This window comes from Noviherbaspirillum sp. (assembly GCF_035254865.1).
Classification (GTDB): domain Bacteria; phylum Pseudomonadota; class Gammaproteobacteria; order Burkholderiales; family Burkholderiaceae_D; genus Noviherbaspirillum.
Map to the genome: position 1 here is coordinate 1 of NZ_DATFAF010000036.1, position 19,733 is coordinate 19,733.

General features: G+C 60.2%; 16 protein-coding genes. 12 read left to right on the top strand and 4 right to left on the bottom strand.

The window, feature by feature from the left end; genetic code table 11:
- Positions 1-427: 427 nt before the first annotated feature.
- Positions 428-898 (top strand): hemerythrin family protein, encoded by a 471-nt coding sequence (locus VJ651_RS09660; protein WP_324107255.1) that lies wholly within the window; start codon positions 428-430, stop codon positions 896-898.
- Between the two features lie 40 nt (positions 899-938).
- Here the strand turns inward: VJ651_RS09660 and VJ651_RS09665 are convergent, their stop codons facing one another.
- Positions 939-2,429, bottom strand: a complete 1,491-nt coding sequence (locus VJ651_RS09665; RefSeq protein ID WP_324107256.1) for a PLP-dependent aminotransferase family protein — start codon at positions 2,427-2,429, stop codon at positions 939-941.
- Positions 2,430-2,525: 96 nt separating this feature from the next.
- On the opposite strand from VJ651_RS09665, the gene VJ651_RS09670 reads away from it, so the two are divergent.
- The 6 genes from VJ651_RS09670 to gabD all read left to right on the top strand — a co-directional run bounded on the left by VJ651_RS09670 (position 2,526) and on the right by gabD (position 9,878).
- The gene (locus VJ651_RS09670; protein ID WP_324107257.1) at positions 2,526-3,794 is read left to right on the top strand and encodes a 4-aminobutyrate--2-oxoglutarate transaminase; all 1,269 of its coding nucleotides are present in this window, start codon (positions 2,526-2,528) and stop codon (positions 3,792-3,794) included.
- 61 nt (positions 3,795-3,855) lie between these two features.
- A complete protein-coding gene (locus tag VJ651_RS09675; RefSeq protein ID WP_324107258.1) occupies positions 3,856-4,959 on the top strand; it encodes an ABC transporter ATP-binding protein in 1,104 nt (367 codons plus the stop codon).
- A gap of 114 nt (positions 4,960-5,073) precedes the next feature.
- Positions 5,074-6,105, top strand: a complete 1,032-nt coding sequence (locus tag VJ651_RS09680; protein ID WP_324107259.1) for an ABC transporter substrate-binding protein — start codon at positions 5,074-5,076, stop codon at positions 6,103-6,105.
- A 125-nt stretch (positions 6,106-6,230) separates the two neighbouring features.
- Complete coding sequence (locus VJ651_RS09685; RefSeq protein WP_324107260.1) at positions 6,231-7,514, top strand: ABC transporter permease; 1,284 nt, start codon at positions 6,231-6,233, stop codon at positions 7,512-7,514.
- A 54-nt stretch (positions 7,515-7,568) separates the two neighbouring features.
- Positions 7,569-8,405 carry an ABC transporter permease gene (locus VJ651_RS09690; protein ID WP_324107261.1) on the top strand — a complete coding sequence of 279 codons (837 nt, stop codon included), beginning with the start codon at positions 7,569-7,571 and terminating at the stop codon, positions 8,403-8,405.
- Between the two features lie 18 nt (positions 8,406-8,423).
- Entirely contained in the window at positions 8,424-9,878 is a 1,455-nt protein-coding gene (gabD, locus tag VJ651_RS09695) for an NADP-dependent succinate-semialdehyde dehydrogenase (RefSeq protein ID WP_324107262.1), read from the top strand.
- 34 nt (positions 9,879-9,912) lie between these two features.
- Here the strand turns inward: gabD and VJ651_RS09700 are convergent, their stop codons facing one another.
- Positions 9,913-10,464: an acyloxyacyl hydrolase gene (locus VJ651_RS09700; protein WP_324107263.1), complete on the bottom strand. Its 552-nt coding sequence runs from the start codon at positions 10,462-10,464 to the stop codon at positions 9,913-9,915.
- A 76-nt stretch (positions 10,465-10,540) separates the two neighbouring features.
- Complete coding sequence (locus tag VJ651_RS09705) at positions 10,541-11,464, bottom strand: SMP-30/gluconolactonase/LRE family protein (protein WP_414691330.1); 924 nt, start codon at positions 11,462-11,464, stop codon at positions 10,541-10,543.
- A gap of 41 nt (positions 11,465-11,505) precedes the next feature.
- Between VJ651_RS09705 and VJ651_RS09710 the strand changes: the two genes are divergently transcribed.
- The 3 genes from VJ651_RS09710 to VJ651_RS09720 all read left to right on the top strand — a co-directional run bounded on the left by VJ651_RS09710 (position 11,506) and on the right by VJ651_RS09720 (position 15,159).
- Positions 11,506-12,411, top strand: coding sequence for an NAD(P)-dependent oxidoreductase (locus tag VJ651_RS09710; RefSeq protein ID WP_324107306.1), 906 nt, complete (start codon positions 11,506-11,508; stop codon positions 12,409-12,411).
- A gap of 88 nt (positions 12,412-12,499) precedes the next feature.
- The gene (locus VJ651_RS09715; protein ID WP_324107265.1) at positions 12,500-14,296 is read left to right on the top strand and encodes an ABC transporter ATP-binding protein/permease; all 1,797 of its coding nucleotides are present in this window, start codon (positions 12,500-12,502) and stop codon (positions 14,294-14,296) included.
- Between the two features lie 56 nt (positions 14,297-14,352).
- Positions 14,353-15,159, top strand: a complete 807-nt coding sequence (locus tag VJ651_RS09720) for a DUF3047 domain-containing protein (RefSeq protein ID WP_324107266.1) — start codon at positions 14,353-14,355, stop codon at positions 15,157-15,159.
- Positions 15,160-15,187: 28 nt separating this feature from the next.
- Here VJ651_RS09720 and VJ651_RS09725 read toward each other — a convergent pair whose 3' ends face one another.
- Positions 15,188-16,381 (bottom strand): M20 aminoacylase family protein, encoded by a 1,194-nt coding sequence (locus VJ651_RS09725; protein ID WP_324107267.1) that lies wholly within the window; start codon positions 16,379-16,381, stop codon positions 15,188-15,190.
- Between the two features lie 162 nt (positions 16,382-16,543).
- Here VJ651_RS09725 and VJ651_RS09730 point away from each other — a divergent pair, with 162 nt between their 5' ends.
- Together VJ651_RS09730 and VJ651_RS09735 are read left to right on the top strand one after the other, a co-directional pair.
- Positions 16,544-18,616, top strand: a complete 2,073-nt coding sequence (locus tag VJ651_RS09730) for a molybdopterin oxidoreductase family protein (protein ID WP_324107268.1) — start codon at positions 16,544-16,546, stop codon at positions 18,614-18,616.
- A gap of 7 nt (positions 18,617-18,623) precedes the next feature.
- Positions 18,624-19,715, top strand: coding sequence for an aminopeptidase (locus VJ651_RS09735; RefSeq protein WP_324107269.1), 1,092 nt, complete (start codon positions 18,624-18,626; stop codon positions 19,713-19,715).
- The last annotated feature ends 18 nt before the right edge of the window (positions 19,716-19,733 follow it).

Below are 19,733 nucleotides of genomic sequence, written 5' to 3' on the forward strand. Positions count from 1 at the left end.
CGCGCCGATGATAGTGCTGCAACCAGTGTGAAAGTAGGTAATCGTCAGGCTTGTTATACCCAGAAAGCCCCAGCCCAAAAGCTGGGGCTTTTTGCTTTCCGATCCCTCCCCCAAGCCGCACCGCATACCTTCACGCCAGCCGGGCCGCACTACTTGCTATACCGGTAATCACGGCAAAAATATCCATTCTATCTATGTGGTTTAATTGACCTAAATCAATGTTTTCTGACCCGAGGCAAACATACACTGTTTCAAACGGTAAACGTTTTGCGCTGCTATCAGCAAGCATATGAAACCCCTCATCAGTTCTCCGCGCTCATCCAGGGGTTGGCATCGTACGCACAACCCCGGTAGCAGCTCGCGCGGGCGGCTTTCAATTCGCTAACGAGGCATCTACCAGGAGAACAATCATGACTCAGGAAGTCAGGTGGACGCAGAGCACCAGCACCTCTTCACTCTCGTCAAAGCCTTGACCCTCGCCTCGGTACAGCAGACGGTCGAAGAGCTGCTGGACTATGTCGTAGTGCATTTTTCCAACGAGCAGGCGCTGATGGAGCGAAGCGGCTATCCGGCTTTCGAGCAGCACCTCAAGCTGCACGAGGACTTTGCCGGGCATGTGGCCGACTTTCTTGGCAGTGGCGACAGCTGGACTGAGGAGCGCGTGCAGGAACTACGCCGCTTCCTGAACAAATGGTTGGTGGGGCACATCATGACTCACGATCTCCGCTTCGGCAAATGGTATGCGGAGCATTTGGTGCCCGAAAAGGCACAAGAGGCGCCATATGTCACGCTGGCCGATAAGGCTGTGGCGATCAAGTCTCAACTTCGCCCGCGGCAGCGTTCCGAATCCGCGGAAAAGCACCGCGGATTCTTTGCCTCGTTATTCGGATTGCGGTAATACAAAACCCTGCAGTGGTGAACACTTGGCAACCCATGAGTCAGGACGGGCAGTTGGCATGCTTGCGTATGAGAGCCGCGAGGCGGTCGAAAGTGGGCCCGATGAGCTCGTCGGGAACACATGCATATCCTAGAATCAGTCCCTTCTTTGCGCGCGACGGCTTCATGTAATAGCCTGAGAGCGACCTTGCGATGATTCCCTGCGCTTGCGCGGCACGGCCGAGCGCTACGTCGTCACAGTCGTCGGGCAGCAGTAGCGCGAGATGCAGGCCGGCGTCGTCGCCGGAAATCGGCAACGCATCACCAAAATTGCGTGTAATGGATTCGCGCAGCAGATTGAGGCGCTCGGCGTACAACACGCGCATACGGCGTATGTGCGAAGCAAAATGCCCCTCCGTCATGAAGTCGGCGAGCACTGCCTGGGTAAACAGTTGTCCGCCGCGGTAGAGGTCCGATAATCCGGTTGCGAATGCCTCCGCGAGCGCAGGTGGAACGACGATGAAGCCGGTACGCAAACCGGGAAACAGCGTCTTGCTGAATGAGCCGATATATAGCACGCGGTCGTGTGTGTCCATTCCTTGCAATGAAGCCAGCGGCCGGCTGGCGTAGCGGAATTCGCTGTCGTAATCATCCTCGATAATCCAGATGCTGTGGACCGCTGCATATTCGAGCAGCATGCGTCGGCGCGACAGGCTCATTACCTGCCCGAGCGGGTACTGATGCGAAGGTGTGACGAAGATGAATCGCGGAGGGTGGCGCAGGTCTGCGGCGACCGGGCTGATGCCTTCGTCATCGACTGCGATCGGTGTTGGTTTCAGGTTCAGCGACGTCAGCACATTGCGCGTACCCCAATAGCAGGGATCCTCAACCCAGGCGCGGTCGTTGACATCGGCCAGCAACTTGGAGGCAAGGTCAATGGATTGGTGAATGCCGGATGTGACAATGATTTGCTCGGCGCTGCAGTTGACCGATCGTGCGACCCGCAGATATTCGGCGATCGCTTCGCGCAAGGGAAGATAGCCGCCGCCATGGGCGTAGGTCAGCATGTCCGAACGTGAGCGGCGCCAGTATTTGTTCTGCAGCCGGCTCCATACCTTGTTCGGGAACGCGGTGACGTCCGGGACGCCGGGCATGAATGCGCCCCATTGAAATTTGTATGCGCCGGCGTGCTTCACCAGTTGCGCACCGCGCTCCGACAAGCCGAGGTCGCTTCCCTGCCTGGGGCGCTTGATGTCGATATCATCGACCTCCGGAATCTGGTCCGGCACGGTGTCGGTGACGAAGGTGCCGGCACCGGTGCGCGTTTCCAGATAGCCCTCGGCCATCAATTGTTCATAGGCGTAGGTGACGGTGTTGCGGGATATTTTCAGTTCGCGTGCGAGGTCGCGCGAGGAGGGGAGCTGCAGACCTGCAGGCATGACGCGCGACAGGATGGCTTCGCGGACGACTTGGTAAAGCTGGCGGTTGACCGGCTTGCCGCAGTTGCGGTCGATTCTCTGGAGCAGAAAGTCGGAAAGAGCAGCAACCCGCAAAGTGGCACCATCGAATAATTCAAAGTGGATCTACATTGTAGCGCCAAAGCGGCCTTAGTATCTCTCCCACGATAGAGATAAACAGATGGAGTAGACATGAAGAACGCTGATCTGCAGAGGCGCAAGGATATCGCCACACCCCGTGGCGTTGGCGTCATGTGCCAGTTCTATGCCGACCGTGCATCGAACGCCGAAATCTGGGATGTGGAGAATCGCCGCTACATCGATTTCGCGGCCGGCATCGCCGTGCTCAACACCGGTCACCGTCATCCCCGGCTCATGCATGCGATCGAGCAGCAGCTCGGGAAGTTCACCCATACGGCGTATCAGGTTGTTCCTTATGAAAGTTATGTCGAGCTGGCGGAACGCATCAATGCGATCACGCCGGGCGATCATGCAAAGAAGACGGCACTCTTTTCCACCGGTGCCGAAGCCGTCGAGAACGCAATCAAGATCGCACGCGCCGCTACCGGACGCTCGGCCATCATCGCGTTCAGCGGAGGCTTCCACGGCCGCACCATGATGGGCATGGCGCTGACCGGGAAGGTCGTGCCGTACAAAGTCGGTTTCGGACCATTCCCCGGCGAGGTGTATCGCGCGCCGTTTCCCATCCCTGCGCATGACGTGCGCACGGAAGATTCGCTGGCTGCCTTGCAGACCTTGTTCAAATCCGACGTCGATCCGAAACGTGTTGCGGCGATCATTCTTGAGCCGGTGCAGGGTGAGGGCGGATTCTATGCGGCTCCGGTCGAATTCATGCAGGCACTGCGCAAGCTGTGCGATCAGCACGGCATCCTGCTCATTGCCGACGAGGTGCAGACGGGATTCGCGCGCACCGGCAAGCTGTTCGCGATGGAGCATTACGACGTCATTCCTGACTTGATGACGATGGCCAAGAGCCTGGCCGGCGGCATGCCGCTGTCCGCGGTTTGCGGCCGCGCGGAAATCATGGACGCGCCGGCACCGGGCGGGCTGGGCGGCACCTATGCGGGCAACCCGCTGGCAGTCGCTTCCGCACTTGCCGTTCTCGACGTGATCAAGGAAGAGAATCTGACGGCGCGTGCGGAGCAACTCGGACAGCAACTCAAGGAAAAACTTCACTCCTTGCGCAAGCGCGTTCCGCATATTGCCGACGTGCGCGGACTGGGTGCCATGGTCGCGGTGGAATTCAACAAGCCCGGCAGCGCGGAAGCCGATGCGGATTTTGCAAAAAAGGTGCAGACACGCGCGCTCGAAAGAGGTTTACTGCTATTGATCTGCGGCGTCTACAGCAATGTCATTCGCTTCCTGTTTCCGCTCACAATCAGTGATGATTTGATGGACGAGGCATTGACCGTACTGGAAGCCGCGATGCTGGAAGCCTGACAGCTTGTAAAGCCGGCGCGGCAATGCACCGCCGCCGGTCACCATAACAAGGGGACATTCCGTGATACACAAAGACAATGCGACGCGCGACACCCTGGTTGAATTCCGGGGCGTCAAGAAGACCTACGACGGCGAACACCTCGTCGTCAAACATCTCGACCTCAACATCGAGCGAGGCGAATTCCTGACGCTGCTCGGTCCCTCCGGATCGGGCAAGACGACATGCCTGATGATGCTGGCCGGTTTCGAGTTTCCGACGGGCGGCGAGATTCGGCTCGATGGCCAGTTGTTGAACAAGGTGCCGCCGCACAAGCGCAACATCGGCATGGTGTTCCAGAATTACGCACTGTTTCCGCACATGACGGTTGCGCAAAACGTTGCTTATCCATTGACCGTGCGCGGCGTGGACAGCAGCACGCGCGCGGCCAAGGTGAAGCAGGCGCTCGACATGGTGCAGATGGGGAAATTCGCGGACCGTTATTCGGCCCAGCTGTCCGGCGGGCAGCAGCAGCGCATTGCATTGGCGCGCGCCCTCGTGTTCGAACCCAAGCTGGTGTTGATGGATGAACCATTGGGAGCGCTCGACAAGCAATTGCGTGAACACATGCAATTGGAGTTGAAGGCGCTGCATCAGCGTCTCGGCGTGACCTTCGTGTATGTCACGCACGATCAGAGCGAAGCGCTCACCATGTCCGATCGCGTCGCGGTATTCGATCAGGGCGTGATCCAGCAGCTCGCGGTGGTCGACGAGCTGTACGAATTCCCGCAGAACCAGTTCGTCGCCGGTTTTATCGGCGATAACAATCGCATCAACGGCACTGTGTCGTCCGTGTCGGGCGGGCAGTGCGACGTGCGCCTGCCGGATGGCAGCATCCTGAACGGTCTGAACGTCAATTCCGCACAACCCGGCCAGAACGTGACGGCGTGCGTACGGCCGGAACGTATCCGCCTTCATGCTGCGCATGCCGAGATCCCGAATGCACTGCGCGCGAGCGTGTCGGACCTGATCTATTTCGGCGACCACGTGCGCGTGCGCTGCGCCTTGCCGAAGCAGGACGATTGCTTCGTCAAGATTGCCTTGCATGACGCTGCCTCGCTCGATCTTTCGACCGGCGCGCCGGTACGACTGGGCATCGAGCCAGAGCGCCTGCGCATCTTTCATTAGCCACCCATTCCGGATGACGCCCTCGCACAAGAAGGGGTGAATCCAGATGTATCCCGACCGGTTAGCGGGACATGATTACCCATCACATCCAACAATACGAGAGAAGGAGCACAGATGAAACGCACCCTTAAACCCATCCTGCTGAGCGCAGCCCTGTCCGCCGGGTTTGCCCATGCAGGCGAGCTGACCGTGGTCAATTTCGGCGGCGCCAACAGCCTCGCGCAAAAAGCTGCCTATGTTGAGCCGTTCCAGAAAGCGACCGGCAACAAGGTGACGGTCGTCGAGTACAACGGCGAAATGGCCAAGCTCAAGGCGATGGTCGAAACCAAAAAAGTGAGCTGGGACCTGGTCGAAGTCGAGTCCGGTGAAATCGGTCGCGCCTGTGAAGAAGGTTTGCTGGAAAAAATCGACGCCGCCAAGATTGGCAAGAAAGAGGACTTCATCCCCGCCGCTTTCCATGAATGCGGTTTCGGGGCATTTGTCTGGTCGACCGTGCTCGGATATAACGCCGACAAGCTCAAGACCGCGCCCAAAGGCTGGGCCGATTTCTGGGACATCAAGAAATTCCCGGGCAAGCGCGGCATGCGCAAGGGCGCGCGCTATAACCTGGAGTTTGCACTGATGGCTGATGGCGTGCCGACCAAGGAAGTGTACAACGTGCTGGCTACCAAGGCGGGTGTCGATCGCGCATTCAAGAAGCTGGATGAACTGAAGAACAACATCCAGTGGTGGGAAGCCGGTGCGCAACCGCCGCAATTCCTGGTTGCCGGCGATGTCGTGATGTCGACCGTCTATAACGGCCGCATCGATGCCGCGCAACGCGAAGGCAAGAACCTGGCGATTACCTGGGCCGGCGGCATTTACGACCTGGATTACTGGGTGATTCCGAAGGGCGCGAAGAACAAGGAAATCGCGGAAAAATTCATCGCCTTCTCCAGCACGCCGGAAGCGCAGCATCAATACGCCGGCAAGATTGCCTACGGCCCGGTCAACAACAATGCCTTCAAGCGCATGGACTACAAGATGTTGTCCCAGTTGCCGACCTCCACGACCAACGTCAAGGATTCGGTGCAGCAGAACATGAAGTTCTGGACCGATCACGGCGAGGAGCTGGAACAACGCTTCACCGCCTGGGCGGCGCGATAAGCCTGTCTCCCCCGCCGTTACGGACTTCTCCAGTCCGTGGCGGCGGGCCTGATGCCGTGCTGCTCATGCTGCTCGGGCGACATGCGTGGCGCGGCATCATTTTTCATCTTCACTGAAATTGCGATATGACTACTTCCGCAATCGCTCCGGCCATCGATATGCCCTACGTGGAACCTTCGACAGTGCAGTTGAAGCGCGAGCTGCATCGGGCGCAGCTGCGCAAGCGCCTGGCCGCGATCGCGCTCATCGCGCCGCTGGTCATTTTCCTGCTGATCGTGTTTGTTGCGCCGATCGCCATTCTCCTCAAGCGCGCCATCGAAAATCCGGAAATCGCCGACGGCTTGCCGCAGACGGTAACGGTGTTGAAAGGATGGGACCGTGTCAGTGTTCCGCCGGATGCCGCCTATGCCGCGCTCGCCGCCGATCTGGCTGCGGCGCAACAGCAGAACGCAGCCGGCAGCGTCGCTCGTCGCATCAACACGGAACTTCCGGGTGCGCGTTCCGTGATCATGAAGACCACGCATGCCATGCCCTTGCAGGCGGCGGATGGCGGCAAGATGACAGCGACGCAATTCAAGCAGGCGCTGATCGACATCGATGAACAATGGGGCAAGCCGGCGTACTGGCAGGTGATCGCCAAGAATGGTTCCCGCTACTCGCCCTACTATCTGCTGGCGGCGCTCGATTTGCGCCAGGATGGCACCGGCAAGATCGTGCGCATTCCCGAAGACGAGTCGGCCTACAGGCAAATCTTCGTCCGCACTTTCGTCATCAGCCTCGGTGTCACGCTGTTCTGCCTGCTGCTCGGCTATCCGCTGGCCTACTGGCTTTCCACCATGTCGGAACGGCGTGCGAATTTATTCATGATCCTGGTCCTCATTCCGTTCTGGACCTCGATCCTGGTGCGCGTGGCGGCGTGGATGGTGTTGCTGCAATCGGAAGGACTGGTCAACAAGACGCTGATGGCGCTGCACGTCACCAACGGCCCGCTCGAATTGATCTTCAATCGCACCGGAACCTACATCTCCATGACGCACATTCTGCTGCCGTTCATGATCCTGCCCCTGTACAGCGTGATGAAATCGATTCCGCCTACCTATATGCGCGCGGCGATTTCGCTTGGCAGCCATCCGTTCGCCGCGTTCTGGCGTGTCTATGTGCCGCAGACTTATCCGGGTGTCGGCGCCGGCGCGCTGCTGGTCTTTATCCTGGCGCTCGGCTATTACATCACGCCGGCGCTGCTGGGCGGCACCAACGAACAGATGGTCAGTTATTACGTCGCTTACTTCATCAATGTGACGATCAACTGGGGCATGGCATGCGCGCTGGGTGCACTGCTGCTGGCGGCGACCTTGCTGCTGTATGGCGTGTACCGCCGCTTTGCCAGGATGGAGGTGGGCATGGGATGAGGATGCCATCCCTCGCTCGCATGCCGCTGCAATCACATTGAAACCGGATACGCCATGAAAACCTTCTTGCCGACCTTCGCTCCTTACCAGTCGTTCGCCGAACGCGCCTGGTTTTTCATCCTGCGCGGATTGAACGGGCTGACGCTGCTGTTCCTGATGCTGCCGATCCTGGTGATCATTCCACTATCGTTTGCCGACAGCACTTTCCTGTCCTATCCGATTCCGGGATTCTCGCTGCGCTGGTACCAGAGCCTGTTTGACTCGGATGAATGGATACGCGCGGCGCAGAACAGCTTCATTGTCGCGCCCGCCGCCACGGTGCTCGCCACAGTGCTCGGCACGCTTGCGTCCGTCGGCTTGAACAAGGCGGACTTCCGCGGCAAGGCGCTGGTCATGGCGGTGCTGATTTCGCCGATGATAGTCCCGGTGGTGGTGGTGGGCGTCGGCATCTACATTTTCTTTGCGGCGATCGGCTTGTCCGAAACCTATGTCGGATTGATTCTTGCGCATGCCGCATTGGGCGCGCCCTTTGTCGTCACTACCGTGTCGGCCACCTTGCAAGGATTCAACCAGAACCTGGTGCGCGCCAGCCTGAGCCTCGGCGCGAGCCCCTTGCGCACCTTCTTCAAAATCACCTTGCCGGTGATTGCGCCGGGGCTGATCTCCGGTGCGCTGTTTGCGTTCGCGACATCCTTCGATGAAGTTGTCATCACGCTGTTCGTCGCTGGTCCCGACCAGTCGACGCTGCCGCGCCAGATGTTCTCAGGCATTCGCGAGAACATCAGCCCGGCCATCGCCGCGCTGGCGACCATCCTGATCGTGTTCTCGACCTGCCTGCTGCTGGTGCTGGAATGGCTGCGCGGGCGCAACAAGGCCGCGGCCAAATATTAAATTTTTCGGAGCCATCCCATGCTGCAACTGAAAGATTCGTCGCTGCTGCGTCAGCAAGCCTATCTCAACGGTCAATGGTGCGACGCCGACAATGGCGAACGATTCCCGGTGACCAACCCCGCCACCGGTGAAACCATTGGTACCGTGCCGAACATGGGCGCTGCCGAGACGCGCCGCGCGATTGAAGCGGCCAATGCGGCCTGGTGCGGCTGGCGTGCGAAGACGGCGAAAGAGCGCAGCGCGATTCTTCGCAAATGGAACGACCTCATGCTGGCCAATGTGGATGACCTGGCGCTGATCATGACGGTCGAGCAGGGTAAGCCGCTGGCCGAGGCGCGCGGTGAAATTGCCTATGCTGCTTCCTTCATCGAATGGTTTGCCGAGGAAGCCAAGCGCGTGGCGGGCGATACCCTGCAATCGCCCTGGGCCGATCGCAGGCTGGTGGTGACGAAGGAACCGATCGGCGTCTGCGCCGCGATCACGCCCTGGAATTTTCCGTCGGCGATGATCACGCGCAAGGTCGGGCCGGCGCTGGCTGCCGGTTGTCCGATGATCGTGAAGCCTGCGGAAGGCACGCCCTTCTCGGCACTTGCGATGGCGGTGCTGGCGGAGCGCGCTGGCGTGCCGGCCGGCGTGTTTTCCGTCATTACCGGCGATGCGCGCGCCATCGGCGGCGAGATGACGTCCAACCCGACGGTGCGCAAGCTCAGCTTTACCGGCTCCACCGAAGTGGGCCGTTTGCTGATGCAGCAGTCGGCCGCGACCATCAAGAAGCTTTCGCTCGAACTCGGCGGCAACGCGCCCTTCATCGTGTTCGACGATGCCGATCTTGATGCGGCGGTCGAAGGCGCGATCGTTTCCAAGTACCGCAACGCCGGCCAGACTTGCGTGTGCGCCAACCGGCTGTATGTACAGGACGGGGTGTATGACGCCTTCGCCGACAAGCTGGTGGCCGCAGTGAGGAAGCTGAAAGTCGGCAATGGCCTTGAACCGGGCGTGACGCAGGGGCCGCTGATCGATAGCGATGCGGTCGCGAAAGTCGAGCAGCATGTCACCGATGCGCTGGCCAAGGGCGGACGCGTGCTGACGGGCGGCAAGCGGCATGCGCTCGGCCACACCTTCTTCGAACCGACCGTCATTGCCGACGTCACCTCCGACATGCGCGTGGCGAAGGAAGAGACCTTCGGCCCGCTGGCGCCGCTGTTCCGCTTCAAGAACGACGCGGACGCGATCGCGATGGCCAACGATACCGAGTTCGGTCTCGCCAGCTATTTCTTTGCACGCGATATCGGCCGCGTCTGGCGTGTCGCGGAAGCACTGGAAAGCGGCATGGTCGGCATCAACACCGGACTGATTTCCAACGAGGTGGCGCCCTTCGGCGGCGTCAAGCAATCCGGCCTCGGCCGCGAAGGATCGAAATACGGGATGGATGACTATCTCGTGATCAAGTACCTGTGCGTGGGCGGCATCTGACGGACGCCTGCGCCGCGCGCCATGACATTTGAAACTAGAACGGGTAGCTCGCCCGCAACATCACGAAATTGATGCCGCTATTGGGTTCCTTGATGCCGCCATTCGAGAAGTGCTCGGCTTTCAGCGCGATATCGAGCTTGTTCGGAAACACGTAGCCGACGCCGATTTGATCGCCGAACTGGAAACTCGTGGAGAGTTGGCGGTGATTGCTGTTGTAAACCTCGGACAGCAGGTTGGCGCCAATGCCGCCCTCCAGATAAAAACCCGTCAGGCTGTCGCTCTGAAGGCGAAACACGGGGGTGAAGCCGAGCACCGCGATGTTCTGTGTGTTGCCGGGGATGTTCCTGAAATTCGTGGCATGCCATCGTGCCAGGCTGAGATCCCAGTATCCGCCGATATGGGTTCCGTTCGAATGCCACCACCGCTTGTTCCATTTCCATTGGACACCGAGGCGCACCAGCTTTGTCTTGTTGCCGTCGCCGTATTCAAGAGAGGCCGAATCAATCGCATGACTCGACAGCGGAAATACGGCAAGGGCACAGCAAACGGCAAGCGCTCTTGTTAGCGTTGGAATCTGTTTGGGCATGGATAACCTCGAGTAAGAACGTCTGGAAACAAATACAAGCCAAGGATGAAAGCGGGCCCGGAGAGGCCGCGAAGTTTCACGCGACGTAGGGTGTCTCAATACGGCCGGGCACATCGACCCGCAGGCTCAGCACATAGCCGGACAAGGGGTGCGCCGCCAGTTCGTCCGCGGGGCGCTTGTTGCTCACCGTCGTGATGTAAAGCGTGCGCAGGTCATCGCCGCCGAAAGCGATCATGGTGGGGCAGCGTACAGGCAGGGTGATTTCCTGCAGCACCTCGCCCGAAGGCGCCAGCCGCAGCAGGCGGCCGCCCTCGTACATCGCGCACCAGTAGGCGTCTTCGCTGTCGACGGCGGCGCCGTCGGGGCGGCCGCCGTAATTGTGCGATTTGTCCGTCGAGAACTGCTTGAACACGCGCCCGTTTCCCACGCTGCCGGTGGCGAGATCGAAATCATAGGCCATGATCCTGTGCGCCGTGGTGTCGGTGTGATACAGCGTGCGGTTGTCGATGCTGAAGGCCACCCCGTTGGACACGGTCACCGGTTTGCCTGCATCGCGAATCGTGCCGCGTTCAATGCAGTAAAGCGATCCGCCGGGCTGGTCGCGCGGGTCGTACAATGTGCCTGTCCACAGCCGACCCGCGGCGTCGCAACGACCGTCGTTGAAACGGATGCGCGTGCTGTCGTAAGGCGCGTCGGCAACATGGTGCAGGCCGCCATTTCGCGTGTCCAGCATGGACAGGCCGGAACGCATGGCGACGATCAGTCCGCCGCTCGCGCAACGCGCGATGCAGCCGGGTTCGGAGGGCAAGGCCCAGGAATCGTGCTTGCCAGTCCCGGGGACGAATCGATGCACGGCCGTACCCACGATGTCGATCCAGTACAGAGCCGATTCTTCGGGGTGCCACACGGGGCATTCGCCCAGCAACATTGGGGTATCGAACAGAACCTCTATCTTGCTCGTCGACATGGAAGTTATTATTTTGAGATGATGATGCATCATTATGCAATGAATCCGATTTTTACGAGGAGAGCAGCTTGAGTATTTCCGTACCGCTACCAGCCATCGCATTTCTCGGCATTGGGCTGATGGGTAAGCCGATGGCGACTCGACTGCTCCACGCGGGGTACCGATTGACTGCGTGGAATCGCACACGGGCCAAGGCGGAGGCGCTCGCACCCTTTGGCGCGTCGGTTGCGGATACTCCGAGCGAAGCGGTAGCGCAGGCCGACCTCGTCATCACGATGCTGGAAGCCGGGCCGGCGGTGGCGCAGGTGATCGATGCTGCACTATCCGCTCTGCGTCCCGGAACCCTGGTGATCGACATGAGTTCGACGCGCCAGTCCGAGGCGCAGGAAATGCATGCCAGGCTGGCCGCGCGCAGAGTCGCATTCGTCGATGCGCCCGTATCCGGCGGCGTCATGGGGGCGGAGGCCGGAACGCTCGCCATCATGGCGGGCGGGAGCCCGGCGGACTTCGTAAGGGCCGAGCCAATCCTGCGCGTGATGGGCCGTGCAATTCTTGTCGGGCCCGCGGGATGCGGCCAGGTGGCAAAACTCTGCAATCAGCTGATCGTCGGCGGCACGCTGAGCATCGTGGCCGAAGCCTTGCTGCTGGCGCAGGCCGGCGGGGCGGATCCTGCTGCCGTACGTGCCGCCATCCGCGGCGGATTCGCCGAGAGCCGCATCCTCGACGTGCACGGCCAGCGCATGCTGGAACGTAACTTCCTGCCCGGCGGTCAGGTGAAAAGCCAGACCAAGGACCTGGAAAACGTCCTGATTGCCGCATCTGCGGCCGGGGTGCATCTGCCGGTGGCCGAGCTCGTCACCGACATTTATCGCAGCATCGCCGACGCCGTGCCGAATGCCGATCAGTCTGCGGCCTTGCTTGCCCTGGAACGCCTCAATCCCGGCAAGCGCCTCGGCAAGGATGCCGACAAACTGCCTTGAACACACCTTTGCACACGCAAGCGCCGGCGGCAGTCCCTGGCAATGCGATTGCCGTGCCTCATTCATTTTCGACTCCTTGTAATTTTCTATGACGGTCAAGCTTCAGGAACGCATCGATTGGCGCCTGGTATGGAATCTGGTCAAGCCCTACTGGATTTCCGAGGAGCGCTGGAAGGCGTGCGGCTTGCTGGCGGCGGTGATTGCGCTGGCGCTTGGCATGGTCTATCTCGATGTGCAGTTCAATGCATGGAATCGCGACTTCTACAACGCATTGGAGAACAAGGCCTTCACCGCCTTCAAGGAACAGCTCTGGCGATTCTCCTATCTCGCGTTCATCTATATCACGGTGGCCATCTATCAGGTCTACCTCACCCAGTCGCTGGAGATGCGCTGGCGCGCCTGGATGACGCGGCAATACCTGGATGAATGGCTGAGCAATCAGGCCTATTACCGGATCGAACAGACCCGTTCCGCCGACAACCCCGATCAGCGTATAGCCGAGGATCTGAGCTTCCTGACCAGCGGCTCTCTCTCGCTGTCGATCGGCTTGTTGTCGAGCGTGGTGAAGCTGTTTTCCTTCATCGGCATCCTGTGGTCGGTCAGCGGCCCGCTGTCGTTCATGCTCGGCGCGCAATCCGTCACGATCCCGGGCTACATGGTGTGGTTTGCGATGGCCTATGCCGTCATCGGTTCCGCGCTGGTGTGGTGGATCGGCAAGCCGCTGGTGCTGCAGAATTTCCTGCAGCAACGTTACGAGGCGGATTTCCGTTTCGGCCTGGTGCGCATCCGCGAGCACGCGGAGCCGGTTGCGCTATATCGCGGCGAGTCGCAGGAACGCGCGCAACTGGCGGGCCGCTTCGAATGGATCCGGCAGAACTGGTGGACCATCATGCGCACCACCAAGCGATTGAATGTCGCGTCGAATTTTTACGCGCAGTTCGCCATCATCTTTCCATTCCTGGTTGGCGCGCCGCGTTATTTCAGCGGCGCCATCACGTTCGGCGGACTGATGCAGATCAGCTCGGCCTTCGGTCAGGTGCAAGAGTCCTTGTCATGGTTTATCAATGCCTTCAGTTCCCTCGCGAGCTGGAAGGCGAGCGTCAACCGGCTTGCGGGTTTCCATGCGGCGGTGACCGCGGCCCGTACGCAAGAGGCCGGCATCAATGTCGAGCGCAACAACGTCGGCGCGATCCTGCTGGATGATGTGGAGCTGCGATTGCCTGGCGGGCACACGCTGACTAGGCCGCTGTCGACGAGCATTCATGTCGGTCAACGCATCCTGATTACCGGACCGTCCGGCTGCGGCAAGTCGACCTTGTTCCGCGCCATCGCGGGCATCTGGCCGTATGGCTCGGGCAGCGTCGAAGTACCGAACGAAGCGAAGCTGCTCTTCGTGCCGCAAAAAAGCTATCTCCCGATCGGGACGCTGCGTGCAGCGATTGCCTACCCGGCTGCCGAAGAAGCGTACAAGGACCGCGCGATCCGGCATTTCCTCGAACTGTGCAAGCTGCCTCACCTGGCGGAAAAGCTCGATGAAATGGATAACTGGAGCCAGCGTCTCTCGCCGGGCGAGCAGCAGCGGCTGGCCTTTGTGCGGGCATTGCTGACGCGACCGCAGATGCTGTTCCTGGACGAGGCGACGAGCGCGCTCGATCCCGAGACCGAAGCGCATTTGTACGAACTGGTGTTGCAAGAGTTGCCAGACGCCGGGATGATCAGTATCGCGCATCGCGATGTTGTTGCAAAATATCATCAGCTTCGTTGGCATTTTGCTCACGAAAAGACCGACGAAAATCAAATCGCGGCGGAAGTGACTTCGCTACGCTATACAATCCATTCATCCCAAATTGTCAGGCCGCAAACGCCGCTGTTCACCGATTTCTAGTCTGAGTGCAGAACGCAGACGTCGATACGGAGCGTGTGCCTTTGATCCGTTCCGTCATGAAACATTTTGCCGTTTCGTTCTTGTTGCCGCTTGTGATCACCGGATGCGCGCTCGACCCCGGCGGCAATCCGGTCGAGCAATCCGCCAAGCCGGCGAACACGGACGGCAGGCTCACGCTCTTTTCCGCCAATCCTCCCGGCGGAATCCCGGAGGGCTGGAAGCCGCTGATCATCCTGCGCAACAAGAAGCAGACCGAATATCAACTCGTGCGCAAGGAAGGCAGGACCGTTCTGCATGCGCGCGCCAACAGTGCCTCATCGGCATTGATGCATACGCTGAACGTCGATACGGCAGGTCATCCGTGGCTCCAGTGGCAATGGAAGATTCCGGCTTTGCTCAAGGGCGCGGATAATACGCAGCGCGCCACCGAGGATTCACCGGTACGCATCGTTCTCGGATTCGACGGCGACAAGGAGAAGCTTCCGTTCACGGATCAAGTCCTGTTCGAAACCGCCAAGGTCGTGACCGGCCATGATTTCCCCTACGCCACCCTGATGTACATCTGGGAAAACAATGCGCCGGTCGGCACCATCATCCGCAGCACCTACAGCAATCGCATCAAGATGATGGTGGCCGAGAGCGGCTCGGCGGGCATCGGCGAGTGGCGCGCGTTCACCCGCAATATCGTCGAGGACTACGAGAAGGCCTTCGGCGAAAAGCCGGGCCGGCTGATCGGCATCGGCGTGCTGACCGATACCGACAATACCGGCGAATCCACCGAGGCGTGGTACGGCGATATCCGGTTACTGCGCGAATCCGCGCTGCCGGTGAATACCTCCCTGACCCTGCCACAAGTGCAGTAGCGCCACGATGCGATGGCGCAGGCGCGCCTCAAGTGTTGCGCAGATAGGATTCCGCCAGCCGGACCCAGAAGGTCGCGCCGATCGGCAGCAAGCGATCATTGAAATCGTAGCTGGGATTGTGCAGGTTGCAGGGACCGAGTCCATGCCCGCCATCGCGGTGGTCGCCTTCTCCGTTGCCGATGAAAACATAGCAGCCCGGCTTTTCCTGCAGCATGAATGCGAAATCTTCCGCGCCCATGGTCGGTTCGGCTGCCGCGTTCACCATGTCCGCGCCGGCCACCGATTTCATCACCTCGATCGCGAATGCGGTTTCCTTCGCGTGGTTGATCAGGGGCGGGTAATTGCGCTTAAAGCGGAAATCGACCTCGGCATCGAATGCGGTCGCGGTATGCTCGGCAATGGTCTGCATGCGCTGTTCAACCAGGTCCAGCACCTCGGTCGTGAAGGTACGTACCGTGCCGATCAGGGTAGCCTCGTCGGGAATGATATTGGTCGCCGTGCCGGCATGGATTTGCGTGATCGACAAGACTGCGGCATCGATCGGGCTCTTGTTGCGCGTCACGATGGTTTGCCAGCTCTGCGCAATCTGGATGGCCACCATGATCGGGTCCACGCCCTTGTGCGGCTGCGCGGCATGCGAGCCTTTGCCCCTGACGACCACTTCAAATTCGTTGGACGAGGCCATCATCGGCCCCACCGTGGTGCTGAAGCTGCCGGCGGCAAGGCCGGGCCAATTATGCATGCCGAATACAGCGTCCATCGGACACTGCGAGAACAAGCCATCGTCCATCATTTTTTTCGCGCCGCCGCCGCCTTCTTCCGCGGGCTGGAAAATCAGATAAACAGTGCCGTCGAAATTGCGATGTTGTGAAAGATAATGCGCTGCGCCGAGCAGCATCGCAACATGCCCGTCATGACCGCAGGCATGCATCTTTCCCGCATTTTTCGACGCATGCGGGAAGGTATTGATTTCCTGCACCGGGAGTGCGTCCATGTCGGCGCGCAGGCCGATGGCACGCTTGCCGGAGCCATTCTTGATCACGCCCACCACGCCGGTTACGCCCATGCCGCGCAGGATGGGGATGCCCCATTCAGTCAGTTTCTGCGCTATGACATCGGAGGTGCGCTGCTCTTCAAAGCACAGCTCCGGATAGGCGTGGATCTCGCGGCGGATTTGCTGCAATTGGGAACGAAATTCGGTAATCGGGTCAAGCAACTTCATTGTTGTCTCCATTTCACTGCCAGGCGCGTCTTGTTGCTCGGAAGCATGCGCGCCTTGCGCAATATCGGTATATTACGCCCAGACCGGTATAGCATATTTTAGCTACTCCCAACGCCCGGCGGATGTCCCTTCAGGGAGCGCTGGCTTATCTCGGAATGTTTTATGACCACCTCCATTGTTCGCGCAACTTGCCCGCATGATTGTCCGGACACCTGCGCACTGCTCGTCACCGTGAAGGACGGCGTTGCCACCGAAGTGCGCGGCGATCCCGACCATCCCACCACCGCGGGCGTGCTGTGCACCAAGGTGTCGCGCTACACCGAACGCACCTATCACAAGGACCGCCTCTTGTATCCGATGAAACGCATCGGCAGGAAGGGGGAAGGAAAATTCGAACGCATCAGCTGGGACGAGGCGCTCGACACGATTGCGGCCCGCCTGAAGGAGATTGCGGCGCGCAATCCGCAAGCCATCCTGCCGTACAGCTATTGCGGAACGATGGGGCTGGTGCAGGGCGAGTCAATGGCCGCGCGATTCTTCCACAAGCTCGGCGCGTCTCTGCTGGACCGGACCATTTGCTCCGCTGCCGGCGGCGTCGGATACAAGTACAGCATCGGCGCGCGCATCGGCACCGATGTCGAGCAATTCCAGAACGCGAAGCTGATCCTGATCTGGGGCGGCAATCCGATCGCCTCCAACCTGCATTTCTGGATGCGCGCGCAGGAAGCCAAGCGCCGCGGCGCGAAACTGATTGCGATCGATCCCTACCGCTCATTGACAGCGGAGAAATGTCATCAGCACATCGCGCCGCTGCCCGGCACCGATGCGGCGCTCGCGCTCGGCATGATGCATGTCTTGATCGCCGAAAACCTGCTCGATGAAGACTACATCGCACGGCATACCCTCGGCTTCGACCAGCTCCGGGAGCGCGTTCGGGAATGGACGCCGCAGCGCACCGCGCAGACCTGCGGCATCACGGTGGAAGAAGTCGAACAACTCGCACGCGAATACGGAGCGAGCGCCAGGCGCGGCGAACCGGTTGCGATCCGCGTCAACTATGGCGTGCAACGCACCCACGGCGGCGGCATGGCGGTGCGCAATATCGCCTGCCTGCCGGCGCTGGTCGGCGCATGGCGTCACGCAGCGGGCGGCGTGCAGTTGTCCACATCGGACGCCTTCCCGAAAAACAATCAAGCTCTGCAGCGCCCCGATCTACTGCAGGGGCCGTCGCGCACGATCAACATGATCGAGATCGGCAATGCCTTGCTGCACGAAGCCTCACCGGAATTCGGCCCGAAAATCGAAGCGCTCGTTGTCTACAATTCCAACCCGGTTGCCGTCGCGCCGGAGTCGCCGAAGGTGGCGCAAGGATTTGCGCGCGAGGACTTGTTCACGGTTGTACTCGAACATTTTCAAACCGATACCGCCGACCATGCGGACATCCTGCTGCCGGCCACCACGCAGCTCGAACATGTCGATATCCATACGACCTATGGTCACATGTACATGATGGCCAATAATGCGGCGATCGCTCCGCTTGGCGAGGCCAAGCCGAATACCGAAGTTTTCCGGCTGCTCGCCGCACGCATGGGTTTCGATGATCCTTGCTTCAAGGAGAGCGACGACGACATCGCCGCCCAAGCCTTCAACAAGGACGATGTGCGCGCCATCCATTTCGATTGGGATTCGCTCAAGCAAAAGGGTTGGCAGAAAGTCAACATGCCGGAGGCACCGTTCGCAGACGGAGGCTTCCCCACGCCCTCGGGCAAATGCGAGTTCTATTGCGAGCGCATGAAAGCCGCCGGGCTTGATCCTTTGCCAGCGTATGTGCCGCCCCATGAATCGCTCGCAAGCAGCCCCGAGTTGGGAAAAGACTATCCGCTCGCGATGATTTCTCCGCCGGCCAGGAACTTTCTTAACAGCACCTTCGTCAATGTGGAGAGCCTGCGCAATACGGAAGGCGAACCGCATCTGGATATCCACCCGCTCGACGCCGCCCATCGCGGCATCGAAGACGGCAACCCGGTGCGTATCTTCAATGCGCGCGGCTCATTCGTCGCGAAAGCGCGCGTGACCGAGAAGGCGCGGCAGGGACTGGTGGTCGGCTTGTCGATCTGGTGGAAGAAGTTGACCGCCGATGGCAAGAATGCCAACGAAGTCACCAGCCAGCGCACGACCGACATGGGCAATGGACCGACGTTCTACGATGTGCTGGTGCAGGTGGAAAAGGTGTAGGCGGGATATGAAAATGAAGTGGCGGACTTTGATTTTTTGCGGCGTGGCGGCGCTGGTCGGCGGCTGCGCGCAGATCGGTTATTTCGTGCAGGCGGCGCAGGGACAGTTTTCCCTGCTGTCCGAAGCGCGGCCGATCGATGACTGGCTGTCCACGCCGGGCATCGGCGACACGCTCAAGGTCAAGCTCACGCGCGTCAAGGAAATCCGGTCATTCGCCGCCACCGATCTCGGCCTGCCGGACAATGACACCTTCACCACCTATGCCGATCTCAAGCGCCCCTTCGTCATGTGGAATGTCGTGGCGACGCCGGAATTGTCGCTGAAGCCCCTGGAGTGGTGCTTCCCGGTGGCCGGCTGCGTGAACTATCGCGGCTACTACAGCAAGGAAGATGCGCAGGCGTATGCCGCCGAGCTGCGCGCCGAGAAGTACGACGTCGAGGTGTCGGGCGTGCCGGCTTATTCCACACTCGGCTGGTTCAAGGACCCGGTGCTGTCGACCTTCATCCGCTATCCCGACGGCGAAGTGGCGCGCATGGTTTTTCATGAGCTGGCGCACCAGGTCGTCTACGTGCCGGGCGATTCGCGCTTCAACGAGTCCTTCGCCGTATCGGTGGAAGAGGCCGGCGTCGAGCGCTGGCTCGAAAAGTACGGCAACGACAAGATGCGCAAGGACTATGCGGCGTATGAAGCGCGCAAGCAGGATTTCCTGGCCATGCTGCTCAAGTACCGCAAGACGCTGAAGGCAAACTACGATCGCGACGTCAGCGACGGCGAAAAGAGGAAAGAGAAGGCGGCAATCTTCCAGGCTCTGAAGGATGAATACCAGGTGCTGAAAGCCAGCTGGGGCGGCTATGCCGGCTACGACCGCTGGTTCGCCGAGCCGCTGTCGAACGCCCACTTGTCCGCCATCGCGACCTATCACGATTTGGTGCCGGGATTCCGCGCCCTGATGGCGCAGACCAAGAGCATGCCGAAGTTCTATGCCGCCGTGCGCGCACTGTCGACGCTGGGCGAGGAAGAGCGGCATCGCCAGCTCGCCAGCCTCGGCAACAGCCCCTCGCTCACGGCCGGCAACCTGCAAGCTGCTGTTGATCATTAAGCATCATCAGGTAGCGCC

What these genes read in the sequence shown, in the direction of transcription:
- VJ651_RS09725 (WP_324107267.1), bottom strand. Translation starts at nt 16,381, where the DNA reads ATGAAGTTGCTTGACCCGATTACCGAATTTCGTTCCCAATTGCAGCAA.
- VJ651_RS09720 (WP_324107266.1), top strand. Translation starts at nt 14,353, where the DNA reads ATGAAACATTTTGCCGTTTCGTTCTTGTTGCCGCTTGTGATCACCGGA.
- VJ651_RS09700 (WP_324107263.1), bottom strand. Translation starts at nt 10,464, where the DNA reads ATGCCCAAACAGATTCCAACGCTAACAAGAGCGCTTGCCGTTTGCTGT.
- VJ651_RS09680 (WP_324107259.1), top strand. Translation starts at nt 5,074, where the DNA reads ATGAAACGCACCCTTAAACCCATCCTGCTGAGCGCAGCCCTGTCCGCC.
- gabD (WP_324107262.1), top strand. Translation starts at nt 8,424, where the DNA reads ATGCTGCAACTGAAAGATTCGTCGCTGCTGCGTCAGCAAGCCTATCTC.
- VJ651_RS09730 (WP_324107268.1), top strand. Translation starts at nt 16,544, where the DNA reads ATGACCACCTCCATTGTTCGCGCAACTTGCCCGCATGATTGTCCGGAC.
- VJ651_RS09670 (WP_324107257.1), top strand. Translation starts at nt 2,526, where the DNA reads ATGAAGAACGCTGATCTGCAGAGGCGCAAGGATATCGCCACACCCCGT.
- VJ651_RS09705 (WP_414691330.1), bottom strand. Translation starts at nt 11,464, where the DNA reads ATGATGCATCATCATCTCAAAATAATAACTTCCATGTCGACGAGCAAG.
- VJ651_RS09735 (WP_324107269.1), top strand. Translation starts at nt 18,624, where the DNA reads ATGAAAATGAAGTGGCGGACTTTGATTTTTTGCGGCGTGGCGGCGCTG.
- VJ651_RS09715 (WP_324107265.1), top strand. Translation starts at nt 12,500, where the DNA reads ATGACGGTCAAGCTTCAGGAACGCATCGATTGGCGCCTGGTATGGAAT.
- VJ651_RS09685 (WP_324107260.1), top strand. Translation starts at nt 6,231, where the DNA reads ATGACTACTTCCGCAATCGCTCCGGCCATCGATATGCCCTACGTGGAA.
- VJ651_RS09690 (WP_324107261.1), top strand. Translation starts at nt 7,569, where the DNA reads ATGAAAACCTTCTTGCCGACCTTCGCTCCTTACCAGTCGTTCGCCGAA.